At 73.1% G+C, this 24878-nt stretch carries 18 protein-coding genes and 3 pseudogenes; 9 read left to right on the plus strand and 12 right to left on the minus strand.

Translation table 11 applies throughout. The annotated features are described in order from the left end of the window. Positions 1 to 177: 177 nt before the first annotated feature. The 4 genes from I8N67_RS05525 to I8N67_RS05540 all read right to left on the minus strand — a co-directional run bounded on the left by I8N67_RS05525 (position 178) and on the right by I8N67_RS05540 (position 2435). Complete coding sequence (locus I8N67_RS05525) at positions 178 to 369, minus strand: hypothetical protein (protein WP_200301447.1); 192 nt, start codon at positions 367 to 369, stop codon at positions 178 to 180. Between the two features lie 99 nt (positions 370 to 468). Then, a complete protein-coding gene (locus I8N67_RS05530; RefSeq protein WP_200301448.1) occupies positions 469 to 912 on the minus strand; it encodes an STAS domain-containing protein in 444 nt (147 codons plus the stop codon). A gap of 246 nt (positions 913 to 1158) precedes the next feature. After that, a complete protein-coding gene (locus tag I8N67_RS05535; protein ID WP_200301449.1) occupies positions 1159 to 1344 on the minus strand; it encodes a hypothetical protein in 186 nt (61 codons plus the stop codon). A gap of 56 nt (positions 1345 to 1400) precedes the next feature. Then, on the minus strand, positions 1401 to 2435 hold the full coding sequence (locus I8N67_RS05540) for a Ppx/GppA family phosphatase (RefSeq protein ID WP_234045157.1): 1035 nt from the start codon (positions 2433 to 2435) through the stop codon (positions 1401 to 1403). Between the two features lie 200 nt (positions 2436 to 2635). Between I8N67_RS05540 and I8N67_RS05545 the strand changes: the two genes are divergently transcribed. From I8N67_RS05545 to I8N67_RS44510, 5 genes and pseudogenes are all read left to right on the plus strand, one after another. Then, positions 2636 to 3205: a GNAT family N-acetyltransferase gene (locus I8N67_RS05545; RefSeq protein WP_200301450.1), complete on the plus strand. Its 570-nt coding sequence runs from the start codon at positions 2636 to 2638 to the stop codon at positions 3203 to 3205. Positions 3206 to 3256: 51 nt separating this feature from the next. Next, positions 3257 to 4744: an ABC transporter substrate-binding protein gene (locus I8N67_RS05550; RefSeq protein ID WP_200301451.1), complete on the plus strand. Its 1488-nt coding sequence runs from the start codon at positions 3257 to 3259 to the stop codon at positions 4742 to 4744. A gap of 299 nt (positions 4745 to 5043) precedes the next feature. Then, the gene (locus I8N67_RS05555) at positions 5044 to 6507 is read left to right on the plus strand and encodes an ABC transporter permease subunit (protein WP_234045176.1); all 1464 of its coding nucleotides are present in this window, start codon (positions 5044 to 5046) and stop codon (positions 6505 to 6507) included. A 158-nt stretch (positions 6508 to 6665) separates the two neighbouring features. Then, positions 6666 to 7904: an MDR family MFS transporter gene (locus tag I8N67_RS05560; protein ID WP_504740363.1), complete on the plus strand. Its 1239-nt coding sequence runs from the start codon at positions 6666 to 6668 to the stop codon at positions 7902 to 7904. 583 nt (positions 7905 to 8487) lie between these two features. After that, a pseudogene (locus I8N67_RS44510) lies at positions 8488 to 9084 on the plus strand (alpha/beta fold hydrolase); the annotation flags it as partial. Positions 9085 to 9140: 56 nt separating this feature from the next. Here the strand turns inward: I8N67_RS44510 and I8N67_RS44515 are convergent. Beyond that, positions 9141 to 9302 carry a hypothetical protein gene (locus tag I8N67_RS44515; RefSeq protein WP_372443640.1) on the minus strand — a complete coding sequence of 54 codons (162 nt, stop codon included), beginning with the start codon at positions 9300 to 9302 and terminating at the stop codon, positions 9141 to 9143. Between the two features lie 46 nt (positions 9303 to 9348). Between I8N67_RS44515 and I8N67_RS44520 the strand changes: the two are divergent. After that, positions 9349 to 9441, plus strand: a pseudogene (locus I8N67_RS44520) (hypothetical protein); the annotation flags it as partial. A gap of 116 nt (positions 9442 to 9557) precedes the next feature. After that, positions 9558 to 9638, plus strand: coding sequence for a hypothetical protein (locus tag I8N67_RS44525; RefSeq protein WP_372443648.1), 81 nt, complete (start codon positions 9558 to 9560; stop codon positions 9636 to 9638). A 73-nt stretch (positions 9639 to 9711) separates the two neighbouring features. Here the strand turns inward: I8N67_RS44525 and I8N67_RS05570 are convergent, their stop codons facing one another. The 4 genes from I8N67_RS05570 to I8N67_RS05585 all read right to left on the minus strand — a co-directional run bounded on the left by I8N67_RS05570 (position 9712) and on the right by I8N67_RS05585 (position 15896). Further along, the gene (locus I8N67_RS05570) at positions 9712 to 12534 is read right to left on the minus strand and encodes an NHLP bacteriocin export ABC transporter permease/ATPase subunit (RefSeq protein WP_200301453.1); all 2823 of its coding nucleotides are present in this window, start codon (positions 12532 to 12534) and stop codon (positions 9712 to 9714) included. Position 12535: 1 nt separating this feature from the next. Next, positions 12536 to 14773: an NHLP family bacteriocin export ABC transporter peptidase/permease/ATPase subunit gene (locus I8N67_RS05575; protein ID WP_200301454.1), complete on the minus strand. Its 2238-nt coding sequence runs from the start codon at positions 14771 to 14773 to the stop codon at positions 12536 to 12538. Further along, complete coding sequence (locus I8N67_RS05580) at positions 14770 to 15576, minus strand: HlyD family efflux transporter periplasmic adaptor subunit (protein ID WP_200301455.1); 807 nt, start codon at positions 15574 to 15576, stop codon at positions 14770 to 14772. Before I8N67_RS05580 ends, I8N67_RS05575 begins: the two co-directional genes overlap by 4 nt. Before the next feature lie 104 nt (positions 15577 to 15680). Next, positions 15681 to 15896 carry a type A2 lantipeptide gene (locus tag I8N67_RS05585; protein ID WP_200301456.1) on the minus strand — a complete coding sequence of 72 codons (216 nt, stop codon included), beginning with the start codon at positions 15894 to 15896 and terminating at the stop codon, positions 15681 to 15683. A gap of 790 nt (positions 15897 to 16686) precedes the next feature. Here I8N67_RS05585 and I8N67_RS05590 point away from each other — a divergent pair. Continuing rightward, positions 16687 to 18042, plus strand: coding sequence for a S1 family peptidase (locus I8N67_RS05590; RefSeq protein ID WP_200301457.1), 1356 nt, complete (start codon positions 16687 to 16689; stop codon positions 18040 to 18042). Between the two features lie 203 nt (positions 18043 to 18245). On the opposite strand, the gene I8N67_RS05595 is transcribed toward I8N67_RS05590, so the two are convergent. Then, positions 18246 to 20390 (minus strand): SpoIIE family protein phosphatase, encoded by a 2145-nt coding sequence (locus I8N67_RS05595; RefSeq protein ID WP_200301458.1) that lies wholly within the window; start codon positions 20388 to 20390, stop codon positions 18246 to 18248. A gap of 186 nt (positions 20391 to 20576) precedes the next feature. Here I8N67_RS05595 and I8N67_RS05600 point away from each other — a divergent pair. Then, a pseudogene (locus I8N67_RS05600) lies at positions 20577 to 21200 on the plus strand (LuxR C-terminal-related transcriptional regulator); the annotation flags it as partial. Here I8N67_RS05600 and I8N67_RS44125 read toward each other — a convergent pair. Next, positions 21126 to 22967: an ATP-binding cassette domain-containing protein gene (locus tag I8N67_RS44125; protein ID WP_307835162.1), complete on the minus strand. Its 1842-nt coding sequence runs from the start codon at positions 22965 to 22967 to the stop codon at positions 21126 to 21128. The pseudogene I8N67_RS05600 and the gene I8N67_RS44125 sit on opposite strands and share 75 nt — an antisense overlap. A 116-nt stretch (positions 22968 to 23083) precedes the next feature. Then, the gene (locus tag I8N67_RS05610) at positions 23084 to 24799 is read right to left on the minus strand and encodes an ABC transporter ATP-binding protein (RefSeq protein ID WP_200301460.1); all 1716 of its coding nucleotides are present in this window, start codon (positions 24797 to 24799) and stop codon (positions 23084 to 23086) included. Between the last annotated feature and the right edge of the window lie 79 nt (positions 24800 to 24878).

The following is a 24878-nucleotide window of genomic DNA, read 5'->3' on the forward strand; positions in this document are numbered from 1 at the left end:
CTAGCCGTACCTTCCGGAGCCGGGGTCGCGTGGACCCGCGAATGATGAGCGAGGGCCCGTGGCTGGGGAGCGCGAGCCCTGTCGCGGTGTGTCACGCGATCCCTGTCCGGGGGCCGGCCGAGCAGAGTGGGGCTGACGGCCGGCCCCCGGCATCACACGCCGATGACTCTCAACGGGTCACTCGGAGGTGACCGTCCAGCGTCCGACCTCCTGATGGCCGGAGTCGTACAGGGGCTGGCCGTCGCCGGGTTCGATCTCGCAGTGCCGGAGGTTGCCGCCCCAGTAGCGCAGGATGCGCTCCAACTCCTGGACGGTGGTGCCTTCGTCCCAGTCCGTGCTGTCCAGGTCGACCTCGAGAAGGAACTTCACTTCACGCGTCTCCACTTCTGTATGGCTCGGATTCCGCGCCGGGGTCGGGCGGAACGGTGTGCGCCTGCCGGTAGGTCCTTCAATCGTTTCATTGAACTGCTACTTGAGACTTGGCCGGTGCGGCGGCTGGGACGCCGGGGGCGCCGGCGGCAGGTCCGGGAGCGGCGGGAAGCGGCCGAGCAACCGGGCGGCGCGCAGGAGCCGGTGGATCCGATGCTGGTCGGAGACGAGACGGAGCCGGCCGCCGCGCGCCTGCGCCGTGGCCTCCGCCCGGCACAGCACGCGCAGACCCGAGCAGTCGAAGAAGGTGACCCGGCGCAGGTCGACGAGGACGTCCGGCGCTGCGGCCCCGGTGGTGGCGGCCGTCAGATGTTCGGCCACGAAGCCCGCCGACGCCATGTCGATCTCGCCCGAGACCTCGACCACGGTGAACGCGCCGGTGCGGCGGGTGCGGGCGTACGGGTTCGCCGCCGCGGGGCCGGCTCCGGCGGCCGCGCCGCCCTCGGGCGGCGGAGCGGCACGGTCGTGGGCTTCCGGAGTCATGGCGGCTCCACCTTGTCAGGGGCAGGCGCATTCGAGCCCGGAAGCTACCCCAGCGCGGTCCCTGCCATCCCTGTCGCGCCCCGCGCAAGATCTGCAACACCCGAAATGGTGAATTCCGGTTCCCGGTATTGACATTTCATGGGGCCAGTAAGCAAAGCGCTCTGATCGAGCGGATGTTGGACGGTCCCAGCCGACCAGGACGGCTGGGACCACTGCCGGGCGGCGTACCGGGGCCTGTAACAGGCCCTAGTCGTGGCGGGACTGCTCCTGTGCCTGCTCGTTGGGCGTGATGGCCTCGCCTGCCTCGCCCCGGCGGCGGCGCTGTTCCTCGGAGTCGGTGACACGGGTCTCGGCCTCTTCCACTTCGTGGAGGACCTCGCCCAGGGCGGTGTCGGGCTTGTCGTCGGGGTTTCGCCTGTTCCGGTGGGCCATGGGGTTCTCCTCGCCTGTGAAGTCGGCGTGTGTCCGAAGCCGGCGGTCCGGGGGAGTCAGCGGGCCGGGGTGGCGATGCGTAGCGCCGTCGTGCCCGCTGAATTCGGCGTCGGGACGGCGGTCGTCGTGCCGTCGGGGGTCACCTTGCGGGTGACCTCCGACCACCAGGCCGGGCCGTCCTCTATGTGCCGCAGGAGCACACCCTCGCGGATCGCCCAGGGGCAGATGGTCACGGTCCTCAGGCCGGTGAGCTTCATGGTGGTGTGCCCGACGAGAGCGCCGGCGAGGCTCTGCGCCGCGCGCGGGGCGGAGATGCCGGGGAGTGCGGACCGCTCGGCGACCGGGAGAGCGGACAGGCGGGTGATCGCGCGGCTCAGGTCGGCGCGGCTCAACTCCCGCTCCACGAACGGCCCGTGGCGGCCGGGCGCCGATCCGCACAGCCGTGACAGCTGCTGGAAGGTGCGCGAGGTGGCCACGGCGGTGCGCGGCCCCTCCCAACGGATGCGCGCGGAGACGTCCCGGAGTTCATGACGGACCTTGCGTCGCAGCGCCTTGACGCTGTCCGCCGACGGCGGGTCCTGGCCTTGGAAGTACTCATGGGTCAACCGGCCCGCGCCCAGCGGCAGCGACGCCACGAAGTCCGGCAGCCGGCCACGCCCGAAGGCCACTTCCAGCGAACCGCCCCCGATGTCCAGCAGCGCGAGCGGCCCCGATCGCCAGCCCATCCACCGCCGCGCCCCGAGGAAGGTCAGCTCCGCCTCCACCTCGCCGGGCAGGGTGCAGATCCGTACCCCGGTCTCCGCACGTACGGTACGCAGCACGTCCTGGCAGTTCGGCGCGGAGCGCACCACGGCGGTCGCGAACGCCAGCGGGGTCGACGCCCCCCACCGCTCCGCCGTGCGCGCCGCGGCCGTGACCGCGTCGCACAGCTGCCGTACGGCCTCCTCGGGCACATTCCCGCCGGGCGGGACCTGTTCGGACAGCCTCAGGCGCCACTTGGCGGTGTGTGCCGGCAGCGGTACACCCCCCTCGGCGTCCGCCACCACAAGCCGTACGGTGTTCGATCCCACATCAACCACGCTCATCCGCATGACCGACGGAGTACCCGAAAGCCGTCTCGGCACGCACGTTCCGTACGGCGGCCGGTGACGCACGGTCGTGTACAGGCCGTCGGGGCGCTCTCGTTCACCACCCCGGGGAGTGCGCACACCACGTGGCGGAGGCCGGCCGATCGCAGGCCTGAATCGCACCCCTGATCGGAACGATCAGAGTTATTGCATATGATGCGCAGGTGCAGTACTACGACATCAGGGTGGCAGGCCCCGACGAACTCGACAGCGCCCGGACGGTGATGCTCGACACCGTCTACCGGGATTTCGGCACGGGCTATGTGCCGCGCTGGCACGGGGACATCATCGATCTCCACGGCGCGTACGTCGCCCCCGACCGCCATGTGCTCCTGGTGGCGGTCGACGGACGGGACGGCACGGTCGTCGCCACCGGCGCGCTGGACTCCCGGGGGCCCGCCCATCCGCCCAACCCCCGTTGGCTGGCCGAGCGTTACCCGTCCGGGGAGACCGCCCAGCTGCGGCGCGTGTACGTGCGCCCCGAGCACCGGCGGCGCGGACTGGCCCGGCGGCTGGTCGCCGCGCTGCTGGACTTCGTGGCGGCCGACGGCGGTTACCGCTCCGTCTATCTGCACACCGACCCCGCGGTGCGCGGCGCCGAGGACTTCTGGCTCTCGCAGGGCGTGGCCGTGTGCGACGAGCGCGAGGCGACCGGGGAGCGGGTCGTGCACTTCGAGATACCGGTACCGCCTGTCACCCGCACCCTCGCCGGCTGGTGCCGCGGCACCAGCTGAGAGTCATGTCCCGCCGGCACCCCATCCGTCCCCCACAGAGAACCAAGGACCATGCGCTCTCCCCGCCGCCGCGTCGTCGCCGGCCTGCTCCTCGCCCCCGTGCTGACCGGCTGCTTCGCCTCGGGCGGTGACACCGACGTCGACTCCGCCGAGGGCTCGCGGCTGCGGGTGGCGCTCGCCTTCCCGCCCGCCGAGAACTTCTCCCCGTACGGCGCCGACGCCACCCTCCTCAGCCGGCTCGGCGTCACCGAAGGGCTCACGAAACTGGACGCCAACGGCGCCGCCGCACCCGCGCTCGCCGAGTCCTGGACCCGCGAGAACGACCGGAACTGGCTCTTCACTCTGCGAGAGGCCACCTTCCAGGACGGCACCGAGGTCACCCCGGCCACCGTGGCCGCCGCCCTCACCCATGCCACCGAGGCCGAGCCCGTCACCGCCGCGCTCTCCGGCGTCACGCTCACCGCGAAGAAGAGCGGCGACCGCCAGGTCCGCGTCACCACCGAGGATCCGGACCCGGCCCTGCCGCTCCGCCTCACCAGCCCCGGCCTCGCGATCCTCTCCGCCAAGGCCTACGCCGCCGAGCGCGTGAACCCGGTCGGCACGGCCACCGGCCCCTTCGAGGTCACCAAGGTGACCGGCACCACCGCGGCCACCCTGGACCGCTTCGACGAGTACTGGGGCGGCCGTGCCCAGGCCTCCGGCGTCGACGCCCGGTTCATAGCCGACGGCACCGCCCGCACCAACGCCCTGCGCACCGACCAGGTCGACCTGGCGGAGGCCGTCCCGGTGTCACAGGCGTCCACCCTCGACAAGGGCACCCGCCACGAGACGGCCACCACCCGCACCACCAGCCTCCTCCTCAACACCAAGAGCGGCGCCTTCAAGGACCCGAAGCTCCGGGCCGCCGCCCGCGAGGCCGTCGACGGCTCCGTACTCGCCAAGGACGTGTACGAGGGATACGCGGACGCCGGCGCCGGCATCTTCGGGCCCGCCGTGACCTGGGCAGCGGACAAGCGTCTCGAACCGTCCGGGCGGGCGAAGGCCACCGATCCCGACGGCACCTCGGTGACCATCGCGACGTACGACAACCGGCCCGAACTGCCCGAGGTCGCCCAGGTGCTGCAACAGCAGCTCCAGAAGGCCGGATTCAAGGTGAAGCTGGAGGTGCGCGAGTACTCGCGGCTGGAGAGCGACGCCCTGGCCGGCGAGTTCGACGCCTTCGTCGGCGCTCGCAACTCCCTGCTGGACACCGGTGATCCCGTCTCCATCCTCGCCAGCGACTTCAGCTGCGCCGGCAGCTACAACCTCGCCCTGCTGTGCGACAAGAAGGTGGACCGGGCCGTCGCCGCCGCCGAGAAGGAGTCCGACACCGCGAAGCGGCAGCAGGCGGCCATGAACGCCGAGGCGGCGATCCTCGCCACCGACGCCACCGTCCCGCTCGTCCACCAGCAGATCATCACCGGCGTCGCCACCTCCGTGCGGGGCGTGACCTACGACCCCTACGAGCGCACTCTCATCGGAACGGGGACCCGGCGCTGAGGCGGGCACTCTGGCGCCTCCTGCTTGCCGCCGCCCTGCTGTGCGGCATCGGCCTGCTGCCGTGGCTGTCGCACACGGATCCGGCGCTCACGGTCCTCAAGGCGCGCTCGGCCGAACGCGACCCCACGCCGGAGGTGCTGGCGGCCGTACGGGACGAACTCGGGCTCGACGCGGGCCCGTCGAAGCTGCTGGGGGAGTGGCTCGGCGGGCTGGCGCGGGGGGACGCGGGGCGCTCGTGGATCTCCGGCGGCGAGGTCACGCCGTCCGTCGTCCAGGCGCTGGGCGTCTCGCTGCTGCTGATGGCCGCCGCGCTCGTCGTGGCGGCGGTCACCGCCGCCGCGGTGTGCGCCCGCACCCTGTGGCTGGGCGCGCACCGCCGACTCGGCGACCGTTCCGGCGGCAGCGTGGCCGCGATGACGGCCGCCCTGCCGGAGTTCCTCACCGCGTCCGTGCTCGCCACCGCCGTCGGCGTGCACCTCGGCTGGCTGCCCGCGCTCGGCTGGTACGGACCGCGGTGGATGGTGCTGCCCGCCCTCGCCCTCGGTCTGCCCGCCGGCGCGCTGCTCGGCCGGATGCTCGACGACCTGCTGCCCGGCGCCTTCGCCGAGCCCTGGGCACTGGCCGCCGCCGCCCGAGGCATACCCGGGCGGGTCATCGCCCGCCAGACCGTACGCCGCTGCATACCCGGACTGCTGCCGAACACCGGCCTGTTCGTGGTCGGCCTCACCGGCGGCGCGGTCACCGTCGAGCAGATATTCGACATACCCGGTCTGGGCCGCACCACCCTCCAGGCCGCCATCGCCCAGGACCTCCCCGTCCTCCAGGCCGGCACCCTCGCCCTCGTCCTGCTGGCCGCCGTCGCCGGAGCCCTCGCCCGGCCCGCCGCCCGGCTCCTCATCGGCCCGGCCCTGCGTGACGGTGCCCTCCACTCCCTGCACCGCCCGAAGCCACCCGCACCACGACGCACCCCGCTGCTCCACGGAACGCTGCTCCTCGCGGTCGTCGTGCTCGGCCTGGCCCGCGACCCGCTCGCCCTCGACACCGGCGCCCGGCTCCAACCCCCTTCCTGGGCCCACCCGTTGGGCACCGACGCCCTCGGCCGTGACCTCCTCGCCCGGATCGGCCACGGCGCGTTCACGACCCTCGCCCTGGCCGTCGCGATCAGCGCGGCGGCGCTGCTGACGGGCCTCCTGCTCGGACTGCTGCCCCGGCTCTCCGGACCGCTCGTCGACACCGTCAACGCCGTACCGGCCGTCCTCGCGGGCCTCCTCGTCGCCGGTGTCGCCGGCAGCGGAGCGGCGACACCCGCGCCGGCCGTGGCCGCCGTCGCCTGGGTGCCCCTCGCCGCGCACACCACGGCCCTGCTCGAACAGGAACGGGCCACCACACACATCACCGCCACCAAGGGCCTCGGCGCGGGCCACGCCCATCTGCTCCGCCATGAACTCCTCCCCGCCGTCCTGCCTCCGGTCGCCCGCCACGCCCTCCTCCGGCTGCCCGCCGTGGCCCTCGCCCTGACCTCCCTCGGCTTCCTCGGCCTCGGCAGCCGGCCCCCGGCCCCCGAGTGGGGCCTCCTCCTCGCCGAGAACCAGCCGTACGCCGAACGCGCCCCCTGGGCCGTCCTCGCCCCCGCCGCCGCACTCGCCCTGCTGGGCGCGCTCGCCGTCACCGCGGCGGACGGCGTTCGCCTGCCCCGCCCCTTCGCCGGCGCCCCGCGCCGACCGAAGCCCGCCGTCGCCCCCCTCGTCGGAGAAACCGGATGACCGAGCCCCAGCAGCAACCGCGCGGCACAGCTCGGCGCCAACCGACCGGGACGCCTGAACGATGTCCGTCCGAGACGCCGGTGCGATATCCGTCCGAGACACCTGAGGGAGAACCGTCCGAGACGCCGGAGCGGCAACCCACCGCCCCGCCCCGGCCGGTGGCCGGCAAGCGCTCCCGCCGGCACACCTGGGCGCGGCTCAACCCGCTCCTGAGGCTGCTGATCCTCACCCAACTCGCCTTCAACATCGGCTTCTACGCCGTGCTGCCGTTCCTCGCCGAACACCTCGGCACGGCGATCGGCATGGCCGGCTGGATGGTCGGCTTCGTGCTCGGGCTGCGGACCTTCAGCCAGCAGGGCCTGTTCGTGGTGGGCGGCGCGCTCGCCGACCGCTACGGCGTACGGCCCGTCGTCCTCGCCGGGTGTGTGCTGCGGATCGCCGGGTTCGCGTGGCTCGGATACGCCGACGCGGACTGGTCGGTCATCGGCTCCGTCCTCCTCATCGGTTTCGCCGCCGCGCTGTTCTCCCCGGCCGTCGAGTCCGAGGTCGCCCGGCAGGCCGTCGTCTGGGAGGAGTCGGGCGGCGGCCCCCGTACGGGCGTGCTCGCGCTGTTCACGGTGGCGGGACAGGCCGGGGCGTTCGTCGGACCGCTCATCGGCGCGCTGCTGCTCGCCGTGGACTACCGCGTGGTGTGTCTCGTGGGCGCGGGGGTCTTCGTCCTCGTCCTGGCCGGGCACTTCTGGCTGCTGCCGCAGCACATCCCGGGCCGGGAGCGGGTGGCGGTGAAGGGCGGTCTGGGCGGGCTGCTGCGCAACCGCCGCTTCCTCGCGCTGTGCTGCGCGTACGGCGCCTACCTGCTCGCGTACAACCAGCTGTACCTCCTCCTCCCCGACGAGGTCGAGCGGGCCACGGGCTCCCAGTCGGCGCTGGCCTGGCTGTTCGGGCTGTCCTCGCTGCTCGTCGTCACCGCCCAGCTGCCGGTGACCCGCTGGGCGGCGGACCGGCTCGACCTGCGCCGGTCCATGTCCGCGGGGCTGCTGTTGATATCCGCCGGGTTCGCGGTGGTGGCCGCGGCCCGGCCCGCCGAGTGGACCGGCGACGCGGGGCTGCTGCCCGCCGCCGGTCTCGTGGTCCTGCTGACGCTCGGGCAGATGCTGGTGGCTCCGGCCGCCCGCGCGTGGGTGCCGGATCTCGCGGTGGAGGGGCGACTGGGCCTCTACACCGGCGCGATGTCCTCCGTCTCGGGCCTGATCGTGCTGGTCGGCAGCGCGGGCACGGGTTCCCTCATGGACACGGGGTTGCCCGGGGCCGTGCCGTGGCTGGTCCTCGCCGTGATTCCGGTCGCCGCGATCGTGCTGATCCCGCGCGGGGGAACGGTCCGGGGCCAGGCCGTGTAGTCCTGGGCGTACTGACCCGTGAGGTTGGGGACGCGGCTGACGGGCCGTCCGAGACTGCGACAGAGCCCTTCCCCTGACCAGACCCCGACCGTTTTCGCCTGCGCCCCGATCGCCCCTGAGCGGTCCCCGAGCCGACCCGGAAATGTCCCTGAGAGGGGCACCACAGGGGCGACAGGACACCTGACGTGACGACGGTGCCCCGGCCGGGTCCGCACGCCTGACACAACCGCTCTCTTCACGAGGAGGACCCATGCCGTTCAGGGGCAGATCCGCACTGCCGCGCATCGCCGCGCGGGGCACGGCCATGGCCGTGGGCGCCACCATGGCCGTCATCACCGGCCTCGCCGCCGCTCCCGCGGTCCACGCGGCGCCGTCTGCCACCGGGGCCCTGCGGTGGGCACCGTGTGACGAGCCGGCAGAGCCGGGAGCCGAGTGCGCCACGCTTTCGGTGCCGGTCGACCGGGCCCGCCCGGACAGGCCGAGACTCGACCTGGCCGTGGCCCGCCGCAAGGCCACCGACCCCGGCGCACGCGTCGGCTCGATGGTGTTCGGCCCCGGCGGGCCGGGCGACTCGGGCGTGGAGATGGTGGTGCGCCGTATCAGCCGGTTCAGCCCCGAGGTCCGCCGCAGGTTCGACATCGTCAGCTTCGACCCGCGCGGCGTGGGCGGCAGCAACCCGGTCACCTGCTCCGGCGACCTGCTCGCCGAGCGGCCGTCACCGGAGCTGAAGAGCCAGGCGGACTTCGACGCCACCATGGCGTACAACAGGCGGCTCCGTGCCGACTGCCGGGCCCGTACCGGCCCGGTGTTCGACCACCTTGACACCGCCCAGACGGTCCGGGACCTGGACGCCCTCCGGGCCGCCCTCGGTGAGCGGAAACTGACCTTCCACGGCAGCTCGTACGGCACGCTGCTCGGCGCGCAGTACGCCGAGACCTACCCCCGCCGCGTGCGCGCGATGGTGCTGGAGAGCGTCATGGACCACAGCGTCCCGACCGCCCGTGACTTCCTGCGGTCCGAGGCGGCCACGGCAGAGGATTCGTTCCAGGAGTTCGTGAAGTGGTGCGACGGTGCCGCGGACTGCGCGCTGCACGGCCGCGCCGTCCGCGCCGTCTGGCAGGGCCTGTTGGCCCGGGCCGGGCGCGGCGAGCTGGCGGACCCGGCGAAGCCGGGCACCTCGCTGTCGTATTCGGACCTGGTCAACAAGATCGCGTTCCGGAAGTTCTACCAGGCCGACTACGCGGGCCTGGCCACGGCGATCGCGGGGATGGGCGCGAGCAGGCCGCTGCCCGCGTCGCCCACCTCGATGGCGCCGCTGCCTTCGGCCACCCCGGTCTTCTGCTCGGACTGGCACCTGCCGGTGCGCGACCACCAGGAGTACGCCTCGCTCGTCGCCATGATGAACATGACCGCGCCCGACCTGCCTCACCTGCTGCCGATCCACATGGCAGCGGCGTGTCTGGGCGCGCCGACCGCCAACCCGCAGCACCGCCTGGACGCACACGGTGCCCCGCCGATCCTGGTGTCCAACGCGCTGCACGACCCCGCCACCGGCTACCCGTGGGCGGTCTCGGTGGCCCGGCAGCTCGGCCGCAGCGGCGTGCCCTCACCTACAAGGGCCACGGCCACGGCAGCGTCACCAGCGGCCCGTGTATGGAGGACGCCGTGGACAGCTACCTCACCGACCTGGCAGTCCCACCACGGGGCACCAGCTGCCCCGCAGTGCCGTCCTGATCGGTACGGCCCGTACCCCGAGCGGCCGCGGGATCAGTTCGAGGGGGTGATCCGGCGGTTCAGGACAGGGGGACTACGCCACCTGCCGACGAACCAGCTCCCAGAGCCGCCCACCCGTGTTCGCGAGCAACTGCGCCGGCGGACCGACCTCCGCGACCTTGCCGTCCTCCATGACCACCACACGGTCCGCGTCGAGGACCGTGGACAGCCGGTGGGCGATGACGATGCGGGTGGCGTTCAGGGCGCGGGTGCTTTCGATGACCGTGCGCTGCGTCTCGTTGTCGAGGGCGCTGGTCGCCTCGTCGAAGAAGAGGATGCGAGGGCGGCGGATGAGCGCCTGGGCGATCATCAGGCGCTGGCGCTGCCCGCCGGAGATCGCGCCGTTGCCCTGGACGATGGTGTGCAGCCCCATCGGCATCCGCTTGATGTCCTCGGCGAGGCCCGCCATCTCGGCCGCCGCCATCGCCTCCTCGGGCGTGAACGGCTCGGTGCCGCAGATGACGTCGAGGATCGAGCCGGTGAAGGGCTGGGCGTGCTGGAGAACGACCCCGCATTGCCGGCGTACGGCGGACTGGTCGAGGGCGCCGAGATCCTGACCGTCGTAGAGGACGCTCCCGGAGACCGGCTTGTCGAAGCCGATGAGCAGCCGCAGGAGCGTGGACTTGCCGCAGCCGCTGGGCCCGACGATCGCGACGAACTCGCCGGCGCGGATGTCGAACGACACGTCGTCCAGCACCAACGGGCCGTCGTCCGCGTAGCGGAAGGAGAGCCGGCGGGCCTCGATCGCGCCGGACAGCACACCGGGGCGGGTACTGGCCGTGCGCACCTCGGGGGCCGCCTCCAGCACCGGCCTGATCTCCTCGAAGAGGGGGAGCACGGCGACCGCCGAGACGAACGCGCCGGTGAGCTGGGTGACCGAGGTCAGCAGCATCGTCACCGACGTGTTGAACGTCAGGAACGCCGCCGCCGACATCGAACCCCGCGCCGGGCCCGCCAGCAGCATGAACATCAGCAGGGTGCACAGCGGGAGATACACCGTGCCCAGCACCGAGTTGAGGTTCTTGATCCCGCCGACCTTCTGCTGGAGCTCCCGGCTGCGCGCGAACTCGCCCGCCCAGGCGGCGTACGCGTAGTTCTCGGCCGCAGCCACCCGCAGCTTCGGCAGCCCGCGCAGCGTCTGGAAGGCCTGGTTGTTCAGTTTGTTGCTGAGCACCACCAGACGGCGCTGCCAGCGGACCTGCCACAGGCCGAGCCCGAGGAAGACGGAGGCCACCACGACGAGCATGCCGATCGCCGCCAGCGCCATCGGGACGCTGTACCAGAGCAGCAGAGCGAGGTTCACGGCACCGATGGTCACCGACTGGGCGACCACCGGGCCCACCCCCGCCAGCGTGCGCCGGATCGCGCTGATGCCCATGGCAGCGCTGGCCAGTTCACCGGTGGAGCGGGAGGCGAAGAACTTGGTCGGCAGCCTCAACAGGCGGTCCCAGACGGCCGGTTGGAGGGTGGCCTCGATGCGGCCCTCCAGCCGGAGCATCGTCAGGTTCTGCAACAGCAGGAACGCCGCCGACACCACGCTCGCCAGCATCACCGCCAGGCAGACCTGCACGATCAGGTCCTCCTGCGCCTTCGGCACGTACTCGCCGAGGATCTTGCCCGTGGCGATCGGCACCAGCGAGCCGAGGAGGACCGTCACCAGACCGCTGAGCAGGAGGCCCGTCATGTCGCCGCCGGTGCCGTGGAGACTGAACCGCATCAGGCGCAGCGGGCTCAGCACCCGCTCGGGCAGCGGCCGGTAGAACATCACGGCACGCGGCTCGAACTCCGCCACGTTCGCCTTCTCGATCGGCGTCTCCCGGCCCGACGACGGCTGCACGGCCACATAGCCGCCACGCCGCCACAGCAGGGCCACCGGCGCGCCGGACAGGGCCCGTTGCCCGACCAGCGGGCCCACGTTCTCCCGCCACCAGCTCCCGGTGAGGCGTACGGCACGGACCCGGACCCGGGAGGCGAGCGCGATGCGTTCCACCGGGTCGAGCCGGTCGCTCTCGGTGCCGCTCTGCGCGGGTTCGCAGAGGGCGATCCCGGCCGCCCGGGCGACCAGCCCGCAGGCCGCGTACGTGGCGTCCGCGTCGGCGGCGGTCGTCCGGCGGGCCGCGGAGGACTTGCCGATGGAGGCGAGGAGCGTCCGGTCGGCCTGGACGCGTACCGCCTCACCGGCCTTGATGCCCGCGGCCGTACGGTCCTCGTGGGTGCGCTCCAGCTGCTCGATCCAGCGGTCCAGCGTGGCCAGCAGCCGGTACTGCTGGTCGACCATGCTCTGCCAGACACCGGGGTCCATCAGCAGATCGGCCGCCGCCTCCGCGCCGTACAGCGAGCCGTACTGGACGCTGCCGGGCGGCACCTGCATCCAGAACACGTCGTCGTCGGTGAGGGCGGCGGCCTGTTCGGTGGCCATCGGTGCCTGGAAGAGGATGGACAGACCACGGCCGACGCCCAGGGCGAGGGCGTACTCCAGCGGGCTCGTCCGCGGGGGCACCAGCTGGGGGTTGCCCCATTCGTCGTACGACCAGGTCTCGGTGTCCGCCTGCTGGTACAGCTCGCGCAGGCCGATGCGCCGGACCACGCAGTCGCGGAGCGGGCGGGCGACCAGGGTGTGCTGCGGCCCGGTGACCGGGCCGAGCAGCAACGCGCCCGCTTCGAGGCGGCCGAGGTGGTGCCAGTGGCCCTGCTGGACGGCGTCGACCGCGAACAGGTCGAGGGCGCCGGAGGCCACCAGCCACAGCACCTGGGGGCCTTCGAGGTCGAGGCGGGTGCGGCCGGCGCAGTCGACGGGCATACCCATGCCGCCCAGCGCGCCGAGGACGAGGTCGCCCTCCTCAGGTACGGACGTCATCTCATCGCTCCCTGACCAGCTGGGCGTACGCGCCGCCGCGTGCCACCAGCTCCTCGTGCCGGCCACGCTCCACGATCGTGCCGTGGTGAAGGACGACGATCTCGTCGCTGTCGCGGACCGTGCTGAGCCGGTGGGCGATCACCACACAGGCGCAGCCCCGCTTGCGCAGGTTGTCCATGACGGTCAGCTCGGTCTCCGCGTCGAGCGCGCTGGTCACCTCGTCGAGCACCAGGATGCTGGGCCTGCGGACCAACGCCCGGGCGATCTCCAGGCGTTGGCGCTGCCCGCCGGAGAAGTTCCGCCCGTCCTGCTCGACCCTGCTGTTGATACCGCCGGGCCGACGCGTCACCACGTCGTACAGCGCCGCGTCCCGCAACGCCTCCACCACGGCCTCGTCCGGGATCGACGGGTCCCACAGGGCCACGTTGTCGCGGACCGTGCCCTCGAAGAGGAAGACCTCCTGGTCGACGAAGGAGACGGAGGCGGCGAGCGCGCCGCGCGGGATGTCCTCCAGACGCCGGCCGTCGATACGGATCACGCCCTCCCAGGGCGCGTACAGGCCCGAGATCAGCCGGGACACCGTCGACTTGCCGCTGCCGGAGCCGCCGACCAGCGCCACCTGCCGGCCGGGGCCGACGGTGAGGTCGAAGCCGGTGAGCAGCGGCTTGTCGAGGGGGCTGTAGCCGAAGGTGATGTTCTCCAGCTCGACGTGGCCCTGCAGACGGCGGGTGGACTCGGTGGCGTCCGGGCGGGCGTACAGCGGGTCCGCCTGGAAGTTCTCCACGTCCTTCAGCCGGGCCACGTCGGCCGCGAAGTCCTGGATGCGGCCCGCGACACCGTTGAGCCGGGTGATCGGCGCGGTGAAACGGGTGACCAGCGCCTGGAAGGCGACCAGCAGGCCGACGGATATGTGGCCCTCGACCGCGCGCATACCGCCGATCCAGAGGATGAGCGCGCTGTTGAGGGTGGCGAGGGTCGGGGCGACGACCCCCAGCCAGGCGCTCGGCACCCCGAGCCGCTGCTGCTCCTCCAGGGTGGTGGCGTGCTGCCCCGCCCACTTGCGGAAGTAGCCGTCCTCGCCGCCGGTCGCCTTCATCGTCTCGATCAACTGCAGACCCGTGTACGCCGTGTTGGTGAGCCGGGCGCTGTCGGCCCGCAGCTTCGCCGTACGCGTCGCGCGCAGCCGGATCACCACCCGCATCGCCACCACGTTCAGCAGCGCCACCGAGATGCCGACGGCGGTGAGCTGTGGGTCGTACGTATAGAGGAGTACGGCGTAGAGGACCACGACGACCGCGTCCACACCGGCCGCCGCGAGATCGCGGGCCAGGGTCTCGGCGACCGCGTCGTTGGACTGGAGCCGCTGGACGAGGTCGGCGGGGCTGCGCTGGGAGAAGAACGTGACGGGCAGGCGCAGGAGATGCCGAAGGAAGCGGGCGCTGGACAGGGTGGAGGAGATCAGCCGGCCGCGCAGCAGGTTCGCCTGCTGCAGCCAGGTCAGCAGGACCGTCAGCAGCACGCACGCGCCCATCGACGCGAACAGCACGCCCAGCAGGGAGGTCTGGCCGCCGATCAGGAACATGTCGATGTAGGTGCGGCTCAGCGCGGGCACCGCCGCGCCGACCGCCACCAGGAGCAGGCTCGCCAGGACGGCGGCGGGCAGCGTGCCGGAGGTGCCGCGCATCCGGGCGGGCATGGCGCCCAGGACACCGGGCTTGCGGCCGCCCTTGGTGAAACCGTCGCCCGGCTCCATGACGAGGACGACACCGGTGAAGCTCGCGTCGAAGTCCTCCATCGGCACGAACCGGCGGCCCTTGCCCGGGTCGTTGATGTGCACGCCGCGCCGGCCGAAGCGGCGCCCCATCCCGTCGTAGACGACGTAGTGGTTGAACTCCCAGAACAGGATGGCCGGCGCCCTCACCTCGGCGAGGGCGGCCACGTCCATCTGCATGCCCTTGGCGGTGAAGCCGTAACTGCGGGCCGCCTTCAGGAGGTTGCTCGCGCGGGAGCCGTCCCGGGAGACACCGCAGGCGATGCGCAGCTCCTCCAGCGGGATGTGCCGCCCGTAGTGGCCGAGGACCATGGCGAGGGAGGCGGCGCCGCACTCCACGGCCTCCATCTGGAGGACGGTCGGTGTGCGGACGGTCCTCTGCCTGCCCTTGGGCACCGGCCGTTTCTGCGGGGCCGCCTTGCGTCTGCCGCGCGCCGGTGGCGGCGCGGTGTCCTGGGAGGGGGTCACGGGAGCAGCCAATCGATCGGACGCTCGTCGGCCAGCCGGATCGAACCCGTGGCCATGGTCATGGAGGTCAGCTCGAACGGCGGCCCGTCCTGCGAGGACCACTCGTAGCCCGACTCGGTCGACGCCTTACGGTCCAGCCGTACGGTGACGGCCACCGGCCTGCCCTTCTTGGTGAACTGCTCGCCCAGCTGGCTGTCGCCGAGGAACGCGCCGATCGACTGCGGGGTCTGCGCCGCGCGGTCGACCTTCTTCACATGGCCGCGCAGCACGCCGTACCGCTGGGTGGGCGCCGACTGCACGGTGAGGTCCACCGCGGCGTTCTTCGGGATCGAGGCGGCGTTCTCGGCCGGGACGTACACCGTGGCGTAGAGCGGGTCGTCGGCGTCGGCGACCTTCTCGATGGCCGCGACATCGGCGCCGGTGGAGATGATCTGGCCGATCGTGGCGGCGAGCGCGGAGACCCGGCCGGCCGCGACGGAACGGACGACGGTCTCACCCTCGGCGGTGGCGACCTTCAGGACCGGGGCCTTGGCGGGCAGCCGCTCGCCCTGCTTCGCGAGCACCGCGGTGACCTGACCCGCGACCGGGCTCTGGAGGACGTAACTGCCCTGCCCGTGGGTGAGGACGGCGGGCGCGCCGACCGTGGACGTGGCGGAACCCGTGACGGCCCACACGGACGCGGCGGCCATGGCGGCCACCGTCACGGACAGCACCAGCCAGCCCTGCGGGCGGGCGAAGCGCACCGGGAGGTCGAGTTCCTCCGGTGACTGGAGCTTGGCGAGGGCCTGCTGGCGGAACTGCACGGGACTTCCCTCACCTGCGCAACGTGAGACAAAGGACTTTCAGAGCGCCCGAGAGCCCCGGAACCTGTCAGATGGTTCCGGGACTCGGCGGCGCTAGGACTCGGTCAGAGACCGGCGACCAGGTTCGTGACCGGCGCGGTGTTCAGGCCGGTGGCACCCTCGAAGGTGCCGACGCACGTGCCGAGCAGGCCGGAGACCGGGACGATGCCGTCAACCAGGTCGGTGACGGTGCCGACGGCGTGGACGGACAGGCCACCGGAAACGGCGTCGAGGGCGGCGTCCGAGATCTCGGCGGTCTCAACCTGGGGGGTGGAGTTCATGATGGAACTTCCCTTCGTATAGCTATTCATAAGGGGGGAGCGGCCCCCTTCTGGGGACAGAGCGACGGCCGCACACGTGGGTGCCCCACATCTCGTTTCCGAGAGCTTCGCGGCCCCCGCGATGCGATGGATCAAAGCAGATCGCCGATGCTCACATCCAATCAACGTTGCTCCTCACCAGGGCACTTGGTGACCATGACGGCTCATCCGTGCAGGCTCACGCACACGGTGGGGGCAAGTTCTTCACGCGGTTCCCGGCATCGCCATACGCCGTTCATTGCCGGCGGGAAAACGAATTGGACAGTTCCGCCTCAAAGGCACGGAAAGCGAGTCGCGGCTGTGCGGATCCCTTGCGGCCCGTGACTTCACTGGGTATTCGGTGTGGAGATTCCCCGAAGCCGGTTTTGCGGCCGGAGTTGAGAACGGATCGCTACCGACCGGTGGCCGCATGTGTCGACCGGGCCGGCTCGTCGACCGCTGGACCGTCCTCGTCGGTACGAGGCGCCGTGCGCCGGACCGCGCGCCCCTCGTCCCGCGGCCCCCGGCAGGGGAGCGAGGGCGTGAAGTCGTGAAATGCCACGCGAACTGCGGCCGTACCGCACTTCGCGAAATGGAAGATCGAAATCTTTTCGCTGGGCGTTGAACACCCCACCGGAACCATCCGTACCAACTGGCAACCAGGCGCCCCCAGTTCACCCGCCGGACGGCGGCACGGACCCCGTCCCCAGGAGGTCAAGAGTTGAGTCACAAACGAGCCACCAAGCGTAAGGCCTTTATAGCCGCAGGCGGCGTGGCGGCACTCGGAGCGGCGGCCCTCATCCTGCCGAACGCGATGGCGTCGCAGACAGAGTCGAACACCCCCGCGGCCAAGACGCTCGAAGCGAGCGGCGCCTCGGATCTCGCCTCCCAGCTGGAGGATCTGCTGGGCGACGCGTTCGCAGGCGCGTACTACGACTCGGGCGAGAAGCAGCTCGTCATCAACGTCATCGACGGTCTTGAGATCGACGGCGACGACAACAACGTGATCATCCAGGCGAAGAAGGCCGGTGCGGTGGTCCGTGAGGTCGACAACAGCCTCGCCGAGCTGGAGGCCGGCGCGCAGACGCTGAAGGCGGAGGCGACCATCCCGGGCACCGCCTGGGGCGTCGACCCCCGCACGAACAAGATCCAGGTAACCGCCGACTCCACGGTCACGGGCGAGAACTGGGACACCATCGAGTCGACGGTCAAGTCCCTCGGCTCGGGCATGGCGACCATCAAGAAGTCCGCCGGCACGTTCAAGCCCCTCCTGGAGGGCGGCGACGCCATCTTCGGCGGCGGCGCGCGCTGCTCGGCCGGCTTCAACGTCACCAACGCCGACGGCACCCCCGGCTTCCTGACCGCCGGTCACTGCGGTGTCGCGGTGGCCGAGTGGTCCGAGGAAGAGGGCGGCGCGCCGATCGCCACCGTCGACGCGGAGACCGCCACGTTCCCCGGCGCCGGTGACTTCGCCCTGGTCAAGTACAACGACGCGGCGACCCAGGCGGCCAGCACGGTCGACCTCGGCAACGGCCAGACGGTGGACATCAACGCGGCCGGTGACGCCGCGGTCGGCCTCCAGGTCTTCCGCATGGGCAGCACCACCGGTCTCGCCGACGGCGAGGTCCTGGCTCTCGACGCCACGGTGAACTACCCCGAGGGCACGGTCACCGGCCTCATCCAGACCAACGTCTGCGCCGAGCCCGGCGACAGCGGCGGCTCGCTCTTCACCGAGGACGGCCAGGCCATCGGCCTGACCTCCGGCGGCAGCGGCGACTGCACCGTCGGCGGCGAGACCTTCTTCCAGCCGGTCACCACCGCCCTCGCGGCGGTCGGCGCGACCATCGGTGACGGTGGCGCGGCCGGCGGCGAGGAGGCCGCCGGTGGCGCCGCCGCCGGGGCCGGCGAGGAAGAGGGCGCCGCCGCCGGGGCCGGCGAGGAAGAGGGCGCCGCGGCCGGCGCCGGTGAGGAAGCCGGCGACGTCGCGGGTGCGGGCGACGCGGCCGGTGCCGGTGAAGAGGCCGGTGCGGGCGAGGAGCAGGGCGTCGGCGAGCAGGGTGTCGGCGAGGAAGAGGAAGCCGGCGCCGCCGAAGGCGTGGACGACGGCTCCGAGGTCAGCGGCCACTGACACCGGGGGCGTCGAGCCCACGACCCCACCTGCCGGCGCCGCCTCACAGCGGTCCGGCCGGCAGGTGGAACGGTCCGGCCCTCCGGCGGGAGGGCCGGACCCATTCGTGTTTCGCCGGGCGCGCCCCAGAAAGGGGCGGGTGGGAACCGCCCGACCAGCACGACGAACCCACGGCCGACGACCGACCCCCGGAGCCAAGGCGCTCAGCCACCCCCTCCAGTCGCCCGCAACAGCAGCAACGCCACATCGTCCGCCCGCTCCTCCGCCGCCTCCGTCTCCCTCACGAGACTGTCGGCCAGCGCGTCCAACGGCCGCTCCCCGGCCGAGGCGAGCCGCTCACCGAGGCCGGCCAGCGCGTCCTCGATGTCGACGCCCGGCGACTCGATCAGCCCGTCGGTGTAGAGGGCGAGCACGGACCCCTCGGTGAGCGCGACCTCGGTCGTCGGATACGTCGCGGCCGCGTCGATGCCGAGCAGCGGACCGCCCGCGAGGTCGAGCACCTTCACCTTCCCGTCCGGCCGGCGCAGCAACGGCGGCGGATGCCCCGCCCGCGCCATCACGGCCGTCCCGTGCGCCGGATCGAGCCGCAGGTACAGACAACTGGCGAACAGCTCGGAACCGAGGTCGATCAGCAGCCGGTTGGTGCTGCTCATCACCTCCCCGGGCGCCTGCCCGACGGTCGTGTACGCGCGCACCGCCGTACGGATCTGCCCCATCAGGCCCGCCGCCGTCACGTTGTGCCCCTGCACGTCGCCGATCACGGCCGAGGCCCGCCCGTGCGAGAGGACCAGGTCGAAGAAGTCGCCGCCGATGTCCATGCCCCGGGTGGCGGGCAGATAGCGCGAGGCCGCCTCGATACCCGGGATCGACGGCAGGGAGTGCGGCAGCAGGGCCTGCTGCAGCCCGTGCGCCAGCTGGTGCTTGACGTCGTACAGCTGCGCCCGCTCCAGGGCCTGGGCGATGAAACCGCTGAGGCTGGTCAGCACCGCGCGCTCGTCGGCCGGGAAGGGATGCGGTTCCGCGTACCCGAGGACCCAGGTGCCCACCGGCCGCCCCGAGGCGATCAGCGGGAGGTACGCCCAGGCGCCCAGCCCGTCCGGGGTGCCCCGCTCGATCGGATAGAGGTGCTCCAGCTGGTGCCGGGACTCGAAGAAGGCGGGCACCCCGGTGGTCAGGACATGCGTCCCGGGCGTCGGCGAGGTGAGCGGCATACCGTCGAAGTGCTCGACGAGGTGCGGATCCGCGTAACCCCGGTGGCCGAGCACATGCAGGCGGCCGGCGTGCGAGCCGAGCAGCACGAGCGCCTGGCCGCCGACGGCCGGCACGATCTCGCCCGCGACCAGCTCCACCACGTCCTGCACGCCCACCGCCTCGGTGAGCGCGCTCGCCAGCGCCAGCACATGGTTGATCGTCACCAGGCGGCCCGGCCCGCCGTCCTCCTGCCGGGCGGCCCCCGCCTCGTCGGCGACCGCCCGGGCCCGCGAGATACGCACGGTCAGCCCGTTCGTCCCCGGATACAGGCGGAACGACAGCCAGTCGCCCGGCGGTCTGAGCGCCACGAACGACGCCACCTGCTGACTCATCAGCGCCGCCCGGTACCGGTCCTCGTAGGAGGGGTCGTTGAGCCACGGCACGGACGCCCACAGCTGGGTGCCCAGCAGAGCGCTGACCGGGATGCCCAGCAGCTCCGCCGTCGCCGCGTTGGCGAAGGAGATCCGTCCGTGCAGATCGAGCGCGCACATCCCGTACGGCAGCCGCGCCACCATCCGCGCCGCCTCCACCGTGCCGAGCGTCCCGGCGACCGTGGTCGCCGACGGCGCCGACAGGTCCGGCTCCGGCAGCACCGGCCGGCCCTCCTCCTCCGCGCGCCGCAGCCGGAGCGCGAGCCGGTCGCAGGCCGCGGTGAGGTGGTCCCGCTCACGCTCGCTGAGCTCCGGCGGATGCGAGCCGGGCCAGGTCACGTACACGGCGCCGTACGTGGTGTCGCGGGTCGCCACCGGCAGCGCGGCCAGGGCGAACGGGTAGGGCAGGACCATGGCGATCCGGGGATAACGGCGGGCCATCTGCTCCTCACCGCTGACCCACACCAGCCGCTGACCCCGCACGGCCTCGGAGACCGGGACCGGCGAGCTCAGCCCCACCCGCTCCCACGGCGCGGCGAACGACCTCGGCAGCCCCGCCATGACCGCCATCTCCAGGACCGGCTCGTCGGGCGTCAGCAGATAGACCGCGCCGGAGTGGGCCTCGACGTCGTCCATCATCGCGGCCAGGGCCAGCGACAGCAGCGGATGCCCTACGCGGCCCGTCTCCACGGTCGTCCGCGCCCGGTACGCGTGGACGTCGGGCATCCCGACCACCTCCTCGCACGGCCGCGCGACGGGCCCCAGGGTCAAGGCTCCCCCTTGGGGGCCGCCCGCGCACGGCGAACGCCGCGCCGTGGGGGAACCGCGGTACCCCTTCTCGCCCGGGCCATGCCCGCTCGGTGATGCGCGGCCTCGCGCACGGGCGCCGCGAGTGCGCCCCCACGCACCCCGATGGCTGGTTCTTCGCGCCCGGGCGCGGTCGGGGGCGCCAACAATGGGCACGCGCTGAGACGGAGAAAGACGGCGAAAGCGGCGGTCGGGAGGCGGAGGGCGAACGTGATCCGGGTACTGCTCGTGCACGACGAGTGTCTGGTCCGGTCGGTACTGGCGGAGTGGCTGCGCCGGGAACCGGACCTGGCGGTGTACGACGCGCCCTGGCGTACCGCGCCGGGGCGCGTCCGTTCCTTACGGCCCGACGTCTGCGCGGCGGACCTCGACTGCGCCGACGCCGTCGGCATCCCGCCCCTCGCCGACCTGCGCGGCGCGAACGGCCCGGCCCCCGGACTCCTGGTCCTCGCCCACGCGAGCAGACCCGGGCTGCTCAAGCGCGCGGCGGAGGCCGGGGCACTCGGCTACGTGGACAAGGAGGGCTCCCCGGCGCGTCTGGTGTCCGCGATCCGCGAGGTCGCCCGAGGGAAACGCTTCATCGACGACTCCCTGGGCTTCGGCTTCCTCAAGGCCGCCGAAATGCCGCTCACCCGCCGCGAGTTGAGCGTCCTGTCACTGGCCGCCGAGGGTGCCTCCGTCGCCGAGATCGCCGGCAGCCTGCACCTTTCCCACGGCACCGTGCGCAACTACATGGCCGCCATCACCCGCAAGACCGGGGCGCGCAACAGGATCGACGCCATCCGGATCTCGCAGGGGGAGGGCTGGCTCTGACGCGCGGGAACCGGGCGGCCCCGGCGCCGGCAGGGGGGAGCGGTCCGGCCGCGGTGCCGGTGACCAGGCGCCGGCCAGGTCCCGGTAGAGCGGCGAGCGCGTCACCAACTCGTCGTGCTCCCCGTACGCGACGCACCGCCCGTCCATGACCAGCACCCGGTCCGCCCGGCGGGCCGAACTGACCCGATGGGCGACCACCACGAGCGTCGTACCCGGCCGCCGCGCGAAGGCCAGCTCCGCGCGCTCCTCTGCCTCCGCGTCCAGGTGACAGGTCGCCTCGTCGAGGATCACGACCGGCGCGTACGACAGATACGCCCGGGCCAGCGCGACGAGCTGCCGCTCCCCGGCGGACAGCGCGCCCGGGTCGACCTCCGCCGCCGGGCCGCCCAGCCGGACCATCAGTTCGGTGAGCCCCACCGCCTCCGCCGCGGCCCACAGCTCCGCCTCGGGCACGGGTTTCGGCCGCAGCTCGCCGAGGTTTTCCGCGAGGGATCCCCTGAAGACGTACGCCTCCTGCGGAATGAGCACCCGGTGTGCGCGGGATGTGGCGCCCGGTACCGGCTGCCCACACAAGTGGACGGTGCCCTGCCGGGGGCGCAGGAGACCCGCGACGAGCCCGGTGAGGGTGGACTTGCCGATGCCGCTGGGACCGACGACGGCCAGGTGCGTGCCGTGGGGGACGCGGAGGTCGAGTCCGTCGATGACGGGGGTGCCGGCGGAGCCGTAGGCGAAGGTGACGGAGGAGAGGGCGAGGGCGTCGGCGGCGGGGTGGGGCGGGGAAGTGGCGCCGGAGGGCGTGGGAGCGGTGTCGCAGGGTGGTGGAGGCGGGCCGGAGGGCGGGGGAGTGGCGTCGGCGGTCGACGGCTCGCCCGGCGGTGCCAGCCTGCGCAGCACCACCGCGAGCCGGGAGCCGCTGGTGCCCAGGCCGTGCACCAGGTTCTGGAGGGCGGGGAGCAGGGACTGGGTGATGTAGGCGAGCGCGCCGACAAGGGCGCCCGGGGTGACGCCGTGGTCCAGGAGCCAGGGGGCGGTCGCCAGGAGCAGGACGACGGGCAGTTGGCCGCCGACCGTGAGCGAGGCGACGCGTACGACGCCCCAGTGGGCCAGCGAGCGCGCGGCCCGCCGCTCGGCGTCGACGCTCCGGCCGGTGTCGGCGGCGACCGGCTCCTCGGCGCCGGCCGCCGTGATGTCCCGCAACGCCGGGCAGACGGTGCCCAGTCGGTCGGCGAGAGCCTCGTCGGCCACGAGGAACGCCTCCTGCCTGCGGGCCAGGGGCCGCAGTGTCGCCAGGAAGAGACCCACACCGACGACCAGCGGGAGCGCCACGACGAGCAGCAGCGCGGGCGCGAGAGAGAACAGCCCGATGAGCGCCCCCGCGGCGGTGAACAGGAACGAGCGGGACACCATCACCAGCCCGGCGAAGGTGTCCCGGGCGATCTCCACCTGCTGGGTGAGCCCGGACAACGCCCCACCGTCCGCCTCCCGCACCCCCCGCTCGACCACCCCCCGCACCAGCCGGTCCCGCAACGGCTCCACCAGCGCGGCCACACACCCGTACACCCGCCCGGTCCCGTACGCCCCGACGGCCACGGCCACCGCCCCGACCCCGAGCCACCCCAGCCCGACGTCCGCCCGCCCCGCGAGAAACCCGTCGTCGAGGGCCCGGGCCACCGCGTACCCCATGAGAAACGTCTGTCCTGTCTCCAGCACGGACCACAGCCCGAGGCGCCCGACCACCCGCGCGCGGCGCCGCAGGAAGCGGAGGCCGCGACGCGGGATGCCGAGTTCGGTGTTCCCGTTCACCGGAACAACTCCCGATAGCCCGCCACCCGCCACAGCTCCGCATGCGCCCCCACCGCCCGCACCCGCCCCTCGTCCAGCCACGCCACCCGGTCCGCGCTGGCGGCCGTGGCCGCCCGGTGGGCGATGATCAGGCGGCCGGCGGCGGTGGTGTGGTGGAGGGCGTCGGTGATGTGGTGCTCGGTGACGGTGTCGAGGCTGGAGAGGGCGTCGTCGAGGACGAGGAGGCGGCAGTCGCGGGCGAACGCGCGGGCGAGGCCGAGGCGTTGGGCCTCGCCGCCCGACAGCGGGGCGTCGGCGCACGGCGTGGCGTAGCCGTCGGGCAGGCGGCGGACGAAGGCGTCCGCGTGCGCGGAGCGGGCGGCCTCGCGGACGCGGGCCGGGGAGGGCCGGGGGACACCGAGGGCGATGGTGTCCTCGACGGACCCGCCGAGCAGGGCCGGGCGTTCGAAGGCGTGGGCGATCGCCCGGCGCAGCTCCCGGCGGTCCAGTTCGCGCAGGGGTACGCCGTCGAGCCGTACCTCTCCCTCGTCCGGGTCCGTGAGCCGTCCGGCGACGGCGGCGAGCAGCGACTTGCCCGCGCCCGAACGGCCGACGACGGCGAGCGTGGTCCCGGCCGGTACGACGAGGTCGACACCGTCCAGGACGGTGCGCCCGCCCCGGCCGACGCTCACGCCGCACAGCTCCAACCGCCCTTGCCCGGAGGGCGGGAGCAGACGCTCGCCGTACGTGGTCGGCGGTTCGGCCAGGATCTCGTCGAGCCGCCGGGCCGCCGCGCGGGCCCGGACCAGCCCCGAGAGCTGCCCGACCAGTACGCCGACGCCCGCCGCCAGCACGGCGTAGCGGGACGCGGCCAGCAACTCACCGACAGAAAGCCGCTGTTGGGAAAGGAGAACGCCCGCGCCGGCCACGACGCCGAGCTGTAGCAGGGGCGCCAGGGCGGCCGCCCGTGCGGCGGCGCGGCCCTGCACCCGCCACACGCGGTGCCCTTCACGGGAGAGTTCGGGCAGCGGGCGGAGAACCCGTGCGACGGTCCGGGCGGCCGTTCCGGCGGCCGCGATCGTACGGAACCCGGCGACGGCCTCGGCCAGACCGCTCGCGATACGGCCCTGCGCCCGCTGGTAGCGCGTCACGCACTCGGCGGAGTCCCGGGCGAGCGCGCGCAGCAGCAGGACGAGCGGCGGAGCGCCGAGAAGGAACACCGTCGCGAGCCAGGGGCTGATCAGCCACAGGGCCACCACCGCGCCCACCGGCCCGGCGAGCCCGGCGACGAGCGCGGCGACCGTGGTGGGCGCCGTCCCCGCCTGGGCAGCGTTCCCGACGAGCCGGGCCACCAGGTCCCCCGGCCCGAACCGGCCGACGGCCCGTGGCCCCACCGCCAGCACATGCCCGACCAGCCGCCGCCGCAGCCACGCCGTGGTCCGGGCGTCGGTGGTCCCGCCGAGCACGGTCTCGACCGCGTCCAGCACCGCGAGGGCGACGACCAGCCCGGTGCACCACAGCACCCGGCGCGAGCCTTCCGGGTCACCGGCCAGCAGCAGATCCAGGGCCTGCCCCAGCACCAGCGGCAGAGCCAGGTTCGCCCCCGTGGCCGCCACGGCCACGAGCGCCAGGACCGCGCAACGGGGGGCGGAGTTCCGTACGGCCGCACGCCCCAGGGCGGCGGACACGGCCGCCGGGCCGGGGGCACCGCCGGTCTCGGTGAGGGTCGTCATACCCGTCCTGACGTGGGATGACCGGGCCCCGGACGGCCCCACCCCGGACAAGGGGGCGGAGCCGTCCGGAACCCTGGCG

This window comes from Streptomyces adelaidensis, from assembly GCF_016598475.1.
In the GTDB taxonomy this organism is placed as follows: Bacteria; Actinomycetota; Actinomycetes; order Streptomycetales; family Streptomycetaceae; genus Streptomyces; species Streptomyces adelaidensis.